The sequence below is a fragment of the Bradyrhizobium sp. genome (genome assembly GCF_035484855.1).
GTDB lineage: Bacteria > Pseudomonadota > Alphaproteobacteria > Rhizobiales > Xanthobacteraceae > Bradyrhizobium.
In genome coordinates, this window is sequence record NZ_DATHOP010000095.1 from 38,763 (window position 1) to 52,421 (window position 13,659).

General features: G+C 64.0%; 15 protein-coding genes. 9 read left to right on the plus strand and 6 right to left on the minus strand.

Annotated features, from left to right (window positions below):
• Nucleotides 1-94: 94 nt before the first annotated feature.
• Complete coding sequence (locus VK804_RS10880; protein WP_325370809.1) at nt 95-715, plus strand: TetR/AcrR family transcriptional regulator; 621 nt, start codon at nt 95-97, stop codon at nt 713-715.
• Nucleotides 716-860: 145 nt separating this feature from the next.
• On the opposite strand, the gene VK804_RS10885 is transcribed toward VK804_RS10880, so the two are convergent.
• Entirely contained in the window at nt 861-2,234 is a 1,374-nt protein-coding gene (locus VK804_RS10885) for a PleD family two-component system response regulator (RefSeq protein ID WP_325370810.1), read from the minus strand.
• A gap of 11 nt (nt 2,235-2,245) precedes the next feature.
• Nucleotides 2,246-2,611, minus strand: coding sequence for a response regulator (locus tag VK804_RS10890; RefSeq protein WP_325370811.1), 366 nt, complete (start codon nt 2,609-2,611; stop codon nt 2,246-2,248).
• A 228-nt stretch (nt 2,612-2,839) separates the two neighbouring features.
• Here VK804_RS10890 and VK804_RS10895 point away from each other — a divergent pair, with 228 nt between their 5' ends.
• Together VK804_RS10895 and VK804_RS10900 are read left to right on the plus strand one after the other, a co-directional pair.
• On the plus strand, nt 2,840-3,139 hold the full coding sequence (locus VK804_RS10895; protein ID WP_325370812.1) for a DUF3572 domain-containing protein: 300 nt from the start codon (nt 2,840-2,842) through the stop codon (nt 3,137-3,139).
• Nucleotides 3,118-4,428 (plus strand): DNA polymerase IV, encoded by a 1,311-nt coding sequence (locus VK804_RS10900; protein ID WP_325370813.1) that lies wholly within the window; start codon nt 3,118-3,120, stop codon nt 4,426-4,428. Before VK804_RS10895 ends, VK804_RS10900 begins: the two co-directional genes overlap by 22 nt.
• A 159-nt stretch (nt 4,429-4,587) precedes the next feature.
• Here VK804_RS10900 and VK804_RS10905 read toward each other — a convergent pair whose 3' ends face one another.
• On the minus strand, nt 4,588-5,460 hold the full coding sequence (locus VK804_RS10905; RefSeq protein WP_414642752.1) for a cell envelope integrity EipB family protein: 873 nt from the start codon (nt 5,458-5,460) through the stop codon (nt 4,588-4,590).
• A gap of 225 nt (nt 5,461-5,685) precedes the next feature.
• Here VK804_RS10905 and VK804_RS10910 point away from each other — a divergent pair, with 225 nt between their 5' ends.
• The 4 genes from VK804_RS10910 to VK804_RS10925 all read left to right on the plus strand — a co-directional run bounded on the left by VK804_RS10910 (nt 5,686) and on the right by VK804_RS10925 (nt 8,755).
• Complete coding sequence (locus VK804_RS10910) at nt 5,686-6,153, plus strand: RidA family protein (protein WP_325370814.1); 468 nt, start codon at nt 5,686-5,688, stop codon at nt 6,151-6,153.
• Between the two features lie 15 nt (nt 6,154-6,168).
• Nucleotides 6,169-6,921: a glycerophosphodiester phosphodiesterase gene (locus VK804_RS10915; protein WP_325370815.1), complete on the plus strand. Its 753-nt coding sequence runs from the start codon at nt 6,169-6,171 to the stop codon at nt 6,919-6,921.
• Nucleotides 6,922-7,059: 138 nt separating this feature from the next.
• Entirely contained in the window at nt 7,060-8,307 is a 1,248-nt protein-coding gene (locus tag VK804_RS10920) for a GNAT family N-acetyltransferase (protein ID WP_325370816.1), read from the plus strand.
• A 25-nt stretch (nt 8,308-8,332) separates the two neighbouring features.
• Nucleotides 8,333-8,755 carry an HIT domain-containing protein gene (locus VK804_RS10925; RefSeq protein WP_325370817.1) on the plus strand — a complete coding sequence of 141 codons (423 nt, stop codon included), beginning with the start codon at nt 8,333-8,335 and terminating at the stop codon, nt 8,753-8,755.
• A 109-nt stretch (nt 8,756-8,864) separates the two neighbouring features.
• Here VK804_RS10925 and tsaA read toward each other — a convergent pair whose 3' ends face one another.
• The 3 genes from tsaA to VK804_RS10940 all read right to left on the minus strand — a co-directional run bounded on the left by tsaA (nt 8,865) and on the right by VK804_RS10940 (nt 11,399).
• Nucleotides 8,865-9,356 (minus strand): tRNA (N6-threonylcarbamoyladenosine(37)-N6)-methyltransferase TrmO, encoded by a 492-nt coding sequence (tsaA, locus tag VK804_RS10930; protein WP_325370818.1) that lies wholly within the window; start codon nt 9,354-9,356, stop codon nt 8,865-8,867.
• 4 nt (nt 9,357-9,360) lie between these two features.
• On the minus strand, nt 9,361-10,344 hold the full coding sequence (locus VK804_RS10935; protein WP_325370819.1) for a tripartite tricarboxylate transporter substrate binding protein: 984 nt from the start codon (nt 10,342-10,344) through the stop codon (nt 9,361-9,363).
• Nucleotides 10,345-10,442: 98 nt separating this feature from the next.
• Nucleotides 10,443-11,399, minus strand: coding sequence for a lytic transglycosylase domain-containing protein (locus VK804_RS10940; RefSeq protein WP_325370820.1), 957 nt, complete (start codon nt 11,397-11,399; stop codon nt 10,443-10,445).
• 257 nt (nt 11,400-11,656) lie between these two features.
• Between VK804_RS10940 and VK804_RS10945 the strand changes: the two genes are divergently transcribed.
• Nucleotides 11,657-12,016 carry a PilZ domain-containing protein gene (locus VK804_RS10945; protein WP_325370821.1) on the plus strand — a complete coding sequence of 120 codons (360 nt, stop codon included), beginning with the start codon at nt 11,657-11,659 and terminating at the stop codon, nt 12,014-12,016.
• A gap of 132 nt (nt 12,017-12,148) precedes the next feature.
• The gene (locus VK804_RS10950) at nt 12,149-13,570 is read left to right on the plus strand and encodes an MFS transporter (RefSeq protein WP_325370822.1); all 1,422 of its coding nucleotides are present in this window, start codon (nt 12,149-12,151) and stop codon (nt 13,568-13,570) included.
• The last annotated feature ends 89 nt before the right edge of the window (nt 13,571-13,659 follow it).

The following is a 13,659-nucleotide window of genomic DNA, read 5'->3' on the forward strand; positions in this document are numbered from 1 at the left end:
CTGCTGTCGGAATCGAGCTTGATTACACCGATCTGTGTAACTAAGGTAAAGCCGCCGGCCTTGTCAAGCCCGAATAACACAGGTCTGTGTAATCATGCCGTCACCCGTAAAACCCGACATGAAGCAGCGGATTCTCGATACCGCCGACCGGCTGTTCTATCTGCACGGCATTCGCGCCATCGGCGTCGATACGGTCGCCGCCGAGATCGGCATCTCCAAGCGCACGCTCTACAACCACTTTCCCTCCAAGGAAGAGTTGATCAAGGCCTACCTCGCGCGCCGGTCCGTCACCCTGCCGCCCTCCGACAAGCCGCCGGTCGAACAGATCATCGGCACCTTCGATGCGCTGGAGCGGCGCTTTGGGGCAAAAGATTTTCGCGGTTGTCCGTTCGTCAATGCGGTGACCGAGCTCGGCGCGGAGGATCACGCGGTGCGCAAGATCGCGACCGCCTTCAAGGACGGCCGCCGCGCCCGCTTCCGCGAGCTGCTCAGGCAGATCGGTGCCACCGACCCGGACCGCGTTGCGACGCAGCTGCAGCTTCTGGTCGATGGCGCGATCGCCGCCGATCTCGTTCACAACGATCCGTCGATGGCAGTCGCCGCGAAGCAGGCGGCCATCGTATTGCTCAGGAATGCGGGGGTCGAGGTTGGCGACCGCATTTCGACGTCGTCTCCGCGAAAGCGGGGACCCCTACGCCGGGCCGATGCGGGGTGAAAAAGGTGGCCGTTACAGACTTCTTTCCAGCAAGGGGGCCGCCATCGGCTACTTTGCATGGGGTTGTTTTCGATATTTTTGTTGTCCGGCCACAAAAGCCTCAGCCCGGACCTGAATTCATCAAGCTTTGGGCAGGAAGGGCGGATTAAGCCGCCTGCGCCACCACGCGGTTGCGGCCGTCATGCTTGGCGCGGTAGAGCGCGGTGTCGGCGCGCTTGAGCACGTCGGCGACCGATTCGCCCTTCAGCTCCAGCGTCGAGAGCCCGATCGAGATCGTGACCTCGATGCGTTTGGCTCCCTTGTTGACCGAAAACGGCTCGCCGGCGATCGAGCGGCGCAGCCGTTCCGCCACCATGCCAGCGACATGCAGGTCGGTTTCCGGCATCACGATGACGAATTCCTCGCCTCCGTAGCGGCAGGCGAGATCGATGCCGCGGATCGATTTGCGGACCCGGACGGCGAATTCGCGCAGCACGTCGTCGCCGGCGTCGTGGCCGTAACTGTCGTTGATCGACTTGAAGAAGTCGATGTCGAGCATCATCAGCGCCAGCGGCTTGCCCCGGCTCGCGGCCTGTTCGGCGAGCGTGCCGAGATGGCTTTCCATGTAGCGGCGGTTATGCAGGCCGGTCAGCGCGTCGGTGATCGCCATCTCGATCGAGTTCTGCACGTTGTCGCGCAGATGGTCGGTGTAGCGGCGCTTGCGGATCTGGGTGCGGGCCCGTGCCAGTAATTCGTTCTTGTCGACCGGGCGCAACAGGTAATCGTTGACGCCGATCTCGAGCCCGCGCAGCAGGCGGGCATTGTTGTCGGCATCGGCAATGGCGAGGATCGGCACCTGGCGGGTTCGCTCCAGCGAGCGCGCCTGGCTGCATAGCCGGAGGCCGTCGAAATTGTCGAGCCCGAGCGAGACGATCAAGAGATCGTAATTGCCGTCGGCGGCGTGAAACACCGCTTCGGCCGGATTGGTCTCGACGTCGACGGTGTGCTCGGTGGCGAGCACCGGCGCCAGCCGTTCATAGGACGACGGCCGGTCGTCGACCAGAAGGATGCGGCCGCCCCGTCCGGTATCGGCCACCGCACTGCGCTCCGGCGCCTGCACGCCGATCTCGAGCGAGGTGATCGCGCGCATCCGCAGCTCGTCGGTCATCATCTTCAGCCGCGTCAGCGAGCGCACCCGCGCGATCAGCACGATGTCGGACACCGGCTTGGTCAGGAAATCGTCGGCGCCGGCCTCGAGCCCGCGCACGCGGTCGGCCGGGCTGTCGAGTGCGGTGACCATCACCACCGGAATGAAATGGGTCGCCGGATTGGATTTCAGCCGGCGGCAAACTTCGAAACCGTCCATGTCCGGCATCATCACGTCGAGCAGGATGATATCGCATTCGGCGCGGGCGCAGATCGAAAGCGCCTCCGCGCCGTTGGACGCCGTCAGCACATCGAAATACTCGGCCGACAGCCGTGCCTCCAACAGCCTGACGTTGGCAGCGACATCATCGACGACCAGAATGCGCGCGGACATCGAAATTCCCCTTACCCGATAAACCGTCGGACCGTTTCAATGAATTTGCCGACCGAGATCGGCTTCGACAAATACGCCTCGCAGCCGCCCTCGCGGATGCGTTCCTCGTCACCTTTCATGGCAAATGCGGTGACGGCCACCACCGGGATCGAGCGCAGCTCCGGATCGTCCTTGATCCAGCGCGTCACCTCAAGGCCGGACACCTGCGGGAGCTGGATATCCATCAGGATCAGATCGGGACGCAGCTTGCGCACGAGGTCGAGCGCCTCGAAACCGTTGGAGGTGCCGGAGGTCTTGTAGCCGTGCGCTTCCAACAGATCGCGAAAGAGCTTCATGTTCAGCTCGTTGTCCTCCACGATCAGGACGGTTTTCGCCATCCCGTCCCTCCCCTCCGCAAGCTATAGGCCCGGAATGCGGCGCATCGGCGCCGTCATCGGGCGTGTCAAAAAGTGAATTCAAACTAGCGCCAGATTCGCTCTAACCCGTTAAGCTCGCATGCCATCTTTGTGCGAAGTGGTTTCCACTTGCTTGAACACATTCCGCAGACTCGGGCATGATGGCTCCCAAAATAGAGACCATAAGTTAGCGAAAGGCAAATATCGCGCTTGAAGAAGCCTGTTCGAAACCCCCGGGAAGTTGCTGAAATCGTTGCGGTTCAGGCGCTTTCCTTCATTGCCGGCGACGCCGAGCGGCTGGGATTGTTCCTGGCCGAAAGCGGGTTGGGTCCGGAGACGCTGCGTCATGCCGCCGCCGACCCGCGCTTTCTCGCCAGCGTGCTGGACTTCGTGATGCGGGATGACGCAACCGTGAAAGCCTTTGCGAGCGTCTCGCAACTTCATCCGACCAACATCGCGGCCGCGCATCAGGCCCTGAACGATCCGAAATGGGAGCGCGATGTGCCGTGAACGCTACCGCGCCAGCCGTGGAGGGACCGACCTGCTTCTGCCGGGACTGCCTCCATGATCTGGACTTCACGGTGCGGCGATGCCGCGAATGCGGCTCGCCCCGGCTGGTTCGGCACCACGCACTGCCCTCGCTGACGCTTGCCCATATCGACTGCGACGCCTTCTACGCCACCGTCGAAAAGCGCGACAACCCAGATATCGCCGACAAGCCCGTCATCATCGGCGGCGGCAAGCGCGGCGTGGTCTCGGCCGCCTGCTACATCGCCCGCACTTTTGGGGTGCGCTCGGCGATGCCGATGTTCAAGGCCTTAGCGCTGTGCCCGCAGGCCGCCGTGATCCGGCCCGACATGGCAAAATATGTCCGGGTCGGCCGCGAGGTGCGCCACGCCATGCAGGCGCTGACGCCGCTGGTCGAGCCGCTCTCGATCGACGAGGCCTTTCTCGATCTGGCCGGCACCCAGCGCGTGCATGGCATGATCCCGGCCAAGGTATTGGCGCGGTTTGCCCGCGAGGTCGAGCGCGGAATCGGCATCACGGTATCGGTCGGCCTGTCCTGCAACAAATTCCTCGCCAAGATCGCTTCCGACCTCGACAAGCCGCGCGGGTTTGCGGCGCTGGACCAGGAGCAAGCCTGCGCGATGCTCGCCGAAAAGCCGGTCGGCTTTATCTTCGGCGTCGGACCGGCGACCCAGGAAAGGCTGATCCAGCGCGGCTTTCGTACCATCGCCGACCTGCAGCGCGCCGACGAAATCGAGTTGATGAAGCAATTTGCCGGCGAAGGGCGCAGGCTGTGGCGGCTGGCGCGCGGCATCGACGATCGCCGCGTGGTGCCCGATCGCGGCGCCAAGACCATTTCAAGCGAGACCACCTTTGAAAACGACATCCGCGATTTTGCCACGCTGGAGCGGATGCTGTGGCGGCTGTCGGAGAAAGTATCGGCGCGGCTGAAGAGCGGCGAACTTTCGGGCTCGACCATTACGCTGAAACTGAAGACCGCCGATTTCAGGCAGCGTACCCGCTCGCAATCGATCCAGGCGCCGACGCAATTGGCGGCGAAGATCTTCGCCATCACCCGGGAAATGTTGGCCAAGGAAATCGACGGCACGTCGTTCCGCCTGATGGGCGCCGGCGTCAGCGCGCTGCGGCCGGGTTCGCAAGCCGACGACACCGATATGCTCGACCGCCGCTCGGCCCACGCCGAACGCGCGATCGACGATTTGCGCAAGAAGTTCGGCCAGGCCGCCGTGATCCGGGGGATCTCCTATGAGGGGCCGGAGAAGGCGGAGTAGTGCAGCCACCACCGTCATTGCGAGGAGCCCTTGCGACGAAGCAATCCACGCTTCTTCGTCTCCGCAGCAGCTATGGATTGCTTCGCGGAGCCTGTCATCGGGCGGCGCTTGGCGCCGACCCGTTGGCTCGCAATGACAGCGCGGACTACGTCCGCGCCGTCACTTACACGGCTTGGCGTCCTTGACGTCGAACTTGCCGAGCGCGCCCGACACCACGAAATCATTATAGTCGAGCACCAGCGCGCGGGAGACGCCGTTCTCGAACAGCTCGAACGACATCGCATAGATCGGCGTCTGCTCGCCGTCCGTGGCCTTGGCGTCGCGATCGTAGTAGGTCACCGTGACCGGCCAGCGCGTCAGCGATTTCATCTGGTCGTTGGTGGTGGAGGGATCGGGCGAGGGCGTGGTCCGGTCGCCGGGGATCGGCTGGCCGATCACGCTCATCGTGTAATAGACCTTCTCGCCATTGTCGGAGCCGTCGAAGACCGTCAGTTCGAGCAAGGATTTTCCTTCCCTGGCGGCTGCGATGATGCGCCGGATCTGCTCGGTCGGAAACACGGTTGAGCCGTCGAGGGTAAACGTCTTGGCTTCCGGCTGCTTCAGCTTGACGGTGATGTGGTCGCCGTCGCGCTCGGCGATCCCGTCGACCGAACTGGAATCGGTATCGTTCATGCGGGAGTCGACCTTGAAACGATAGCTCTTGCCGTCGGCATCTTCCCACGAGGTCGAGCGCAGGTCGCTCAGCGTCACGCTGCCCTCGCCGCTGCTCAGTTCCGAGACCTGGCGGAATTCGGAAGTATAGCCCTCGCAAGGACTGCCGGAGAAATTATAGAGGATGCGCCCGCGCGCGCTGTCGATCGAGGCCGAACCGCGCGACTTGACCAGGCTGAGGTCGTAGAGCGCCTGATGCGGCAGGAACGCGGTGGTCGCAGCGGCCCTCGCCTGCCCTGCGGCCATCCCCCATCCCGCGGCGACGGCGGCGATCGCCAGCAGCACCAATCGGGAATGCGGAATCCGAAACCGGCTCACCATGTGTCTTCCCTGTGAAATGCGCTGTGAATCCCGACCTTATTCATCGCGCTATTGCGCCGCAACTAGGTCCGCTTCACGAAAAAGTAGGAATCGGCCGACCGCAAGCCCTGTTTTTTGGCATTTCAGTGCCGAGCCGCGCTCTCTTGCATGTGCCGTCGCGATGCGCGAAACAAAGCGTTCCCGATCGGATATCGCTCGGGCGCTTACATCAAACGGGGACGAAACATGGCGGGTACGGTCGAGCAGAAACTGGCGGCAGAAGGCGTGGTCCTGCATCAGGCGCCAAGCCCGGTGGCGAACTATGTCGGTTTCGTGCGCTCGGGAAACCTGCTGTTTGTCTCGGGGCAGGTTTGCTTCGACCCACAGGGCAAGCTGATCGCCAAGGGCAAGTTAGGGGCCGGCGTCACCACCGAACAAGGCAACGCCGCCGCGCGCGGTTGCGCCATCAACCTGTTGGCGCAGGTCAAGGCAGCCTTGGGCGACCTCGACAAGGTGGTACGCGTGGTCCGGCTCGGCGGCTTTGTCAATTCGGCACCGGATTTTCTCGAGGGACCGAAAGTGCTGAACGGCGCATCCGATTTGATGGTCGCGGCCTTCGGGGACAAGGGCCGCCATGCCCGCACCACCGTCGGTGTCGCCTCCCTGCCCGCCGATGCCGCGGTCGAGGTCGAAGGGATATTCGAGGTTTCCTGAAGCGGAGCGCGCCGCATGCGCGCACCCGCCTGGCTGACGGCTCGGCCGGTGGCCCATCGCGGCCTGCACGATCGCGCCCGCGGCATCATCGAGAACATGCCGGGTGCGGCGCAGGCCGCGATCGCCGGCCGTTTCGGCATCGAATGCGACATCCAGCTCACCGCCGATGGCGAGGCGATGGTGCATCATGACGACGAACTCGGCCGCCTCACCGAGGCGAGCGGCGCGCTCAAGGAAAAGACGGCGGCCGAGCTCAAAGCGGTCAAATTCAAGGACACCGAGGAGCGGATGATGTCGCTGGCCGATCTCTGCGCGCTGGTCGCAGGCCGCGTGCCGCTGGTGATCGAGATGAAAAGCCATTTCGACGGCGACCGCAGGCTGGTGAAGCGGATGGCCGAGGTGCTCGCATCCTATTCAGGGCCGGCGGTCGGCATGTCGTTCGACCCGGATCAGGTGCTGGCGTTGCGCGAAATCATGCCGGCGCTGCCGCGCGGCATCGTCGCTGAAAGCACCTATGATGCGGCCGATTGGCCGGAGGCGACGCCCGCCCAGCGCCAGGGCATGACCCATCTGCGCCACGCCTTCCGCACCCGGCCGCATTTTGTTGCCTATTGGGTCGACGAGTTGCCCGCCGTAGCGCCCTGGATCGCCCGCAATTTGTTCGGCCTGCCGCTATTGACGTGGACGGTGCGCACGCCCGAGCAGCGCGCCCGCTCCGCCCGCTACACGGATCAGATGATCTTTGAAGGGTTTGTGCCGGGAACCTGAGGTACCTGCGCACGCCCTTGAAGTCATCGCTGCAATGCACGATCTTTGCATTGGTTCAACGCATTCGTCATCCTTTGCATTCGTCATCGGATGCGTGGCCAATGGCCGACCGTAACGCGTGACCGGTACAAATCGTCGATGGATTCATCCGAAATAACGCTCGAGGCCGTCTCATCCGTCAGCCAGGTACCGGCTGCGGATTGGGATGCCTGCGCCAATCCGGCGGTGCCAGCAGACAGCATCCACGGCCTCGACCGGCTTGCTTCATCCGATACCGCGGACGTTTCCTGCGCTGGATCAAAAGCACCTTATAACCCCTTTGTTTCCCATGCATTTTTCTCAAGCCTGGAAGCCTCAGGCTCGGCCGTGGCGCGGACCGGATGGGGGCCGCGGCATCTCCTCTCCCGGCTCGACGGCGAGATCGTCGGACTCGTGCCCTGCTTTCTGAAATCGCATTCGCAAGGCGAATACGTGTTCGACCGCGGCTGGGCCGATGCCTATGAGCGCGCCGGCGGCCGCTATTATCCAAAGCTGCAGGCTTCGGTTCCCTTTACCCCCGCAACCGGCCCACGCCTTTTGATCCGCGATGGCATGGACCGCGAGCGCGTCGGCACCATGCTCGCCGCTGGACTGGTGGCGCTGTGCGAGGCGACCAAGGCATCATCTGTTCATGTGACCTTTGCGCCCGAAGCCGAATGGAAATTCCTCGCCACCCACGGCTTCCTGCAGCGCACCGATCAGCAATTCCACTGGCACAACCTGGGATTTGGCAGCTTTGACGATTTCCTCGCCACCCTGAACTCGCGCCACCGCAAGGCGATCAAGCGCGAGCGGCGCGAGGCGGTGGCGAACGGCATCACGATCCACGCGCTCACCGGCAGCGACATCACGGAGGATGCCTGGGACGCCTTTTTTGCCTTTTACATGGAGACCGGCTCACGCAAATGGGGCCGGCCGTATCTCACGCGCACGTTCTTCTCGCTGATCGGCGAGAGCATGGCCAAGGACGTGCTGCTGGTCATGGCCAGGCGCAACGGGCGCTGGATCGCCGGCGCTATCAATTTCATCGGCTCCGATACGCTGTTCGGCCGCAACTGGGGCGCGATCGAGCATCATCCGTTCCTGCATTTCGAGGTCTGCTATTACCAGGCGATCGATTTCGCCATTCGGCGCGGCCTGAAGACGGTCGAGGCCGGCGCGCAAGGCGAACACAAGATCGCGCGCGGCTATCTGCCGCAAACCACTTATTCGGCGCATTACATCGCCGACCCCGATCTGCGCCGCGCGATCTCGGACTATCTCAGGCGCGAGCGCGCCTATGTGGCGGAAGCCGGACGCGAGCTTGCCGAGCACGGCCCGTTCCGCAAGACTGACGAACCGTCCTGAGCCAAGAAAACATTCGGGAGCCGCCATGCCTGCCTACGATCCGCAAAACCCCTTCGCAAAGATCCTGCGCGGCGAATTCCCGAGCTACAAGGTCTATGAGGACGACCATGTGCTGGCCTTCCTCGACATCATGCCGCGCTGTCCCGGCCATACGCTGGTGATTCCGAAGGCGCCTGCCCGCAACATCCTGGATATTTCGCCCGACGACTACGCCCATGTCGCGCGCGCCGCCCACAAGATCGCAGCGGCCGCGATGAAGGCTTTCGACGCGGACGGCATCACCATCCAGCAATTCAACGAACCCGCCGGCGGACAGGTGGTGTTTCATTTGCACTTGCACGTGATGCCGCGCCACGAAGGCACGCCGCTGTTGGCGCCGGCGAGCCGGAAGGAAGACGGCAAGGTGCTGGAAGCGAATGCGGCGAAGCTGAAGGCGGCGCTAGGGTAGTTGCGTCACATACCACCGTCATTGCGAGCGAAGCGAAGCAATCCATTCTTTCTTTGCGGGTCCATGGATTGCTTCGTCGCTTCGCTCCTCGCAATGACGGAGGGGGTCCTCACTCCGTCTCGAAATCGCCGGCTTGCGGCGGCGCCAGCGGGGTGAATTCGCAGCGATCCGGTTTCAGGTCGAGCAGCGGCGTCTCGTCGAGGCAATCGAGCCCGCGCACCAATACCGTCGAGCCTTCGATCCCGACCAGCTTGACGATCGAGGTGCCGATCGGATTCGGCCGCACCGGGGAGCGCAGCGAGAACGTGCCGCGCGTCGACTTGTTGTTCTTCGGTGACTGCAGCACCAGATCGCGGCGCGACAGGTGCAGCCAGTAAATCACTTCGAGGTTCGAGTAGAAATCGACGCCCTTCAGCGCCGGCACCCAGGGCTCGAAGATTTCGAGCCGGCAGACCGGGCCGTCATGACGCCCCTGCCGCGGGGCCTCCAGCCGTGAGGTCCAGGGCGTGCGGATGCGGCCGATGAAGACGAGGCCGGCGTCGCGCGGCGGCGGCGTCTCGACGGCGAGTTCGCCCTCGCGGATTTCACTCTCTCGCACCATGGTTTCAGTCCAATGTTAAATTTTGCGATTTTATCACGCCCGACCACCTGACACGCTCGGCCGCCATGAACTCGCCGATGTCAGCCGGACTGCGCGGACGGAGCGCCGTAAACCCGACCTTCTCGATCGCCGCCCGAAAACCTTCGTCATTCATCACCCGATCGAGACTATCGGTCAGGATCCGCGTCACGTCATCCGGCAATCCCGCAGGGACGGCAAGTCCGTTCCAGACACTGACGAAATATCCGCCGTAGCCGCTTTCCGCAATGGTCGGAACATCGGGGAGAGCCGGGTGCCGCTGTACAGAGCCGATGCCAAGCGGCCGCAGCTTTCCGGATTGTATCAGCGGCAGCGCGGTAGAGACCGATTCAAACATCAGCTGGATGTTGCCCGACATGACGTCGGTCAGCGCCGGAGCCGCCCCCTTGTAGGGGACATGGGTCATCTGGATGCCGGCCATCTGCTTGAACATCTCGGCGGCGAGATGCGTAAAGCTCCCGGTTCCGGAGGAGCCGAAATTGAGCTTGCCGGGGTTTTGTTTGGCATAGGCGACGAATTCGGCGACCGTCTTCACCGGCAGCGACGGATTGACGCAAAGCACCACCGGCACGTCCGTCACCAGCGCCAGCACGCGCAAATCCCTGGCAGGATCGTAGGGCAGTTTCTTGTACAGCAAGGGATTGAGCACGATGACCGAACCGGAGGTGCCGAACAGCGTGTAGCCATCGGGATCGGAGCGCGCGACCATTTCGGCGGCGATGGCGCCTTGCGCACCGCCCTTGTTCTCGACGATCACCGTCTGCTTGAGGTCTCGGCCGAGATATTCGGCCAGCATCCGGCCAAAAATATCCGTCGGCCCGCCCGCGGCATAGGGAATGACGAGCTTGATCGGATGCGTCGGAAACTCCGCGCGCGCAACCGGCGCGGCCGCCATCGCGGCCACGATGCCGAGGCAACCGATCAAGGCCGGTCTTGTACGCGAATTCATGCCGTTACTCCCTGGTTTTTTTGATTGGTCTCAAGAGTATCAGCCCACCCACCATTTGCCAGCCGGCATCAGCCATTCGTCGCAGGCGACACGCCTGTTCATCCCCGCATGTTTTTCAGCACAAAGCACGCCCCACCGGCACGCCGGATGCGGTTGCAGAGATCGTCCGCTGCAGGCCGCGTGTCGGCGCCGATCCGCACCTGGTAGAAGGTGCGGGTGCCGCGGTTGCGCATCATCGAGCTCAGCAGGCTCGGGTCCTGGTCACCGATCACACCGCGCAACCGCGACATGGCGCGGGCATACATCGCGAGCGCCTTGTCGCGGTCGAAGCCGGCGGCGAGCTGCACGCCCCACAATTTCGCTGCGGCGAGTTGCACATGCTGTTCCAGCTCGGTGACGAAGGAGTTCGGCGCGCGCCGGAGCAGCGCCATCAATTCGCGGCAACTCGAATGCGGCGCACGGTCCGGCATTTTCGCTGTAATGCCCGCCCTGGCCCAATCGTCGACGCTGCTGCCGGTGATCGCGCTGACGTAATTGCGCGTCTCCTGCGGCATCGCGCCTGTTCCTGCGAGCCATTCCTGCACCCGGCGCGGGCCGGCATTGTAGGCGGCCGCCGCCAGTCCGAGATTGCCGAACTGGCTGCGCAATTCGCTCAAGAATTCCGCCGATTTCGGCAGCGCTTGCACCGGATCGAAGGGATCGAGCAGCCGCCGCTCGCTGGCGGTGCCCGGCATGAACTGCGCGATGCCCTGCGCGCGCTGCCCGTTGCGGGTGAGCGGGCCGACCGCGTCGGATTGAAAGCGGCTCTCCTGCCAGATCACGCGGGCGAAGAATTCCAGCGGCAGATCGTTGGCCCGCGCCGCCGATTCGATCATCAGGCACATCGCCTCGCGGGTATCGGTTTCGCGACCGCCCTCCGGGGGCGTGGCCAGTTCCTCCACGCTCGGCCGCGCGACGTTGGTCTTGGCCGGCGCTGTGTCCTCCGCCACGGCGGGCGTCAAAATGATCGCTGCCGCGACGCCAAGCGCGGCACGCAGGACTATCCTCGTTCGCATCGTCGTTCTGTTTGCCGCAAGGCCGCGCTCGATATGGGGACAGATTTTCCAGTCATTCCAGACAATGATGGCGTGCTTATGAGGGCGCAAGGCCGGGCCGGCCCGCGGCGGCATAGGCCTCCGCTCCCCTTCAAATCCCTCAAAATCCCGATCGTTCGGGCGTCGATCGGTTTACGTTAACGCGGCATTTCGGCCCCCCCGGTCTTTCGCCGGCGATGAAGCGGGGTATGGTGCCCCTCTTGACAAGGAGTGGAACGATGCTGGATCGACGCCAGAGCACGCGCGACAAGGTGATTTTCGGCGGCGTCGCCGAGATCGACGGGCATGGCGAAAAACGGGATTGCGTGGTGCGCAACATCTCGGACAACGGCGCGCACATCGAATTCAGCAACGTCGTCAGGCTGCCGAAAGAGAAGCTGTCGCTGACGATCGCGCGCAAGGGCCGCTCCTTCCTCGCCAAGGTGGTGTGGTGGCGCGACAACTTCGTCGGCGTCGCCTTTTCCTCGGAGCAGCCTTACGAGCTGCCGGTCTCCGATCTCGAGGAGCGCCTGCGCAGAAGCGAGAAGAAAAAGCGCCAGCTGCAGCGCCGCATCAACGAGCTGCTCGGCGAAGGCTGAGAGCAAACTTTCCGGAACACCCATCAAGCGGGCCAGCCTGGCCAGAACCACACCAGCCCCTCGCAGTTGCACGTAGCGGCCTGTCCGGGATTGCGGTAGCCAGTCGATGCCAGGACTGGAGCCGCCTACCCAATGTCATCATCCGTCATCGAGCATGCCGATGGCCTGCCCAAGCCGCAGCGCAATTGGGCCATCCTGACGATTGCGCTCGGGCTCATCCTGGCGGTGGTCGACGGCGCCATCGCCAATGTCGCGCTGCCCACGATCGCGACCGACCTCGACGCCAGTCCCGCCTTTTCGATCTGGATCGTCAACGGCTATCAGCTCGCGATCACGATCTCGCTGTTGCCGCTGGCCTCGCTCGGCGAAATCATCGGCTATCGCCGGGTCTATCTGGCGGGGCTCGTGCTGTTCACCCTCGCCTCGCTGTTCTGCGCGCTGTCGCACACGCTACTGCTGCTGACCGTCGCGCGCATCGTGCAGGGGTTTGGCGCCGCGGGGATCATGAGCGTCAATGCGGCGCTGGTGCGCTTCACCTATCCGCGCGCTTTGCTCGGTCGCGGCATCGGCATCAATGCGCTGGTGGTCGCGATCTCGGCGGCGGTCGGGCCGACGGTGGCCGCCGCCATCCTGGCGGTCGGAACCTGGCCCTGGCTGTTCGCCATCAATATTCCGATCGGGATCGCCGCCTTCACGCTGGGCTGGCGCTGCCTGCCGCACACCACGCGCGGCAGTCACGCATTCGACTGGCAAAGTGCGGCGCTGAGCGCGATCGCCTTCGGCGTCGGCATCGCGGCCATCGACAGCGTCGGCCATGGCGAGGTGCCGTTCGTCTGGCTGTCGGAGTTCTCGGTCGCCGCCGTCGCCGGCGTCCTGCTGGCGCGCCGGCAGACCCACATGACTTCGCCGCTGCTGCCGGTGGACCTGTTGCGGATTCCGATCTTCGCGCTGTCGATCGGCACCTCGATCGCCTCGTTCTGCGGCCAGATGCTGGCCTTCGTCGCGCTGCCTTTTTATCTCGAACACCGGTTTGGCTATTCGGCGGTCGAGATGGGCCTTCTGATCACGCCGTGGCCGATCGCGGTGGCGTTCGCGGCACCGCTGGCGGGACGATTGATGGAGCGCTACCCGGCCGGCCTGTTGGGCGGCATCGGGCTTTTGCTGTTCGCCATAGGCCTCGCCACGCTGGCGCTGTTGCCGGCCGATCCGCCGCTCGTCGATGTGATCTGGCGGATGGCGCTGAGCGGCTTTGGCTTTGGCCTGTTCCAGACCCCCAACAACCGCACCATGATCGCGGCCGCGCCGCGCGAGCGCAGCGGCGGCGCCAGCGGCATGCTCGGCACCGCGCGGTTGTTGGGGCAGACCACGGGTGCGGCGCTGGTGGCGCTGTTCCTGGCGCGCTATCCCAGCGACGGCACCCGGATTTCGCTGTGGGCCGGCGCCTTCTTTGCGCTGATTGGCGCCGTGCTGAGCCTGCTGAGGCTGTCGCCCGCGGGCACCCGCGGCGCCGAACGGGTGCGGGTCCATGCCGACCAGCGGCTGAAGGGCGAGTAACCGGCGACACGACCGAGGGCGACGCCGTTATTATTTTTCGATTGATAAATAGCCTGCAAAACTGAACACTGCCGCCAGAAAAGAACCAG

Bases quoted from the DNA above. Each gene is read 5' to 3' on its own strand.
- VK804_RS10880 (WP_325370809.1), top strand. From the start codon at position 95: ATGCCGTCACCCGTAAAACCCGACATGAAGCAGCGGATTCTCGATACC.
- VK804_RS10885 (WP_325370810.1), bottom strand. From the start codon at position 2,234: ATGTCCGCGCGCATTCTGGTCGTCGATGATGTCGCTGCCAACGTCAGG.
- VK804_RS10890 (WP_325370811.1), bottom strand. From the start codon at position 2,611: ATGGCGAAAACCGTCCTGATCGTGGAGGACAACGAGCTGAACATGAAG.
- VK804_RS10900 (WP_325370813.1), top strand. From the start codon at position 3,118: ATGGGAGCGCGATGTGCCGTGAACGCTACCGCGCCAGCCGTGGAGGGA.
- VK804_RS10905 (WP_414642752.1), bottom strand. From the start codon at position 5,460: ATGGTGAGCCGGTTTCGGATTCCGCATTCCCGATTGGTGCTGCTGGCG.
- VK804_RS10910 (WP_325370814.1), top strand. From the start codon at position 5,686: ATGGCGGGTACGGTCGAGCAGAAACTGGCGGCAGAAGGCGTGGTCCTG.
- VK804_RS10915 (WP_325370815.1), top strand. From the start codon at position 6,169: ATGCGCGCACCCGCCTGGCTGACGGCTCGGCCGGTGGCCCATCGCGGC.
- VK804_RS10920 (WP_325370816.1), top strand. From the start codon at position 7,060: ATGGATTCATCCGAAATAACGCTCGAGGCCGTCTCATCCGTCAGCCAG.
- VK804_RS10925 (WP_325370817.1), top strand. From the start codon at position 8,333: ATGCCTGCCTACGATCCGCAAAACCCCTTCGCAAAGATCCTGCGCGGC.
- tsaA (WP_325370818.1), bottom strand. From the start codon at position 9,356: ATGGTGCGAGAGAGTGAAATCCGCGAGGGCGAACTCGCCGTCGAGACG.
- VK804_RS10935 (WP_325370819.1), bottom strand. From the start codon at position 10,344: ATGAATTCGCGTACAAGACCGGCCTTGATCGGTTGCCTCGGCATCGTG.
- VK804_RS10940 (WP_325370820.1), bottom strand. From the start codon at position 11,399: ATGCGAACGAGGATAGTCCTGCGTGCCGCGCTTGGCGTCGCGGCAGCG.
- VK804_RS10945 (WP_325370821.1), top strand. From the start codon at position 11,657: ATGCTGGATCGACGCCAGAGCACGCGCGACAAGGTGATTTTCGGCGGC.
- VK804_RS10950 (WP_325370822.1), top strand. From the start codon at position 12,149: ATGTCATCATCCGTCATCGAGCATGCCGATGGCCTGCCCAAGCCGCAG.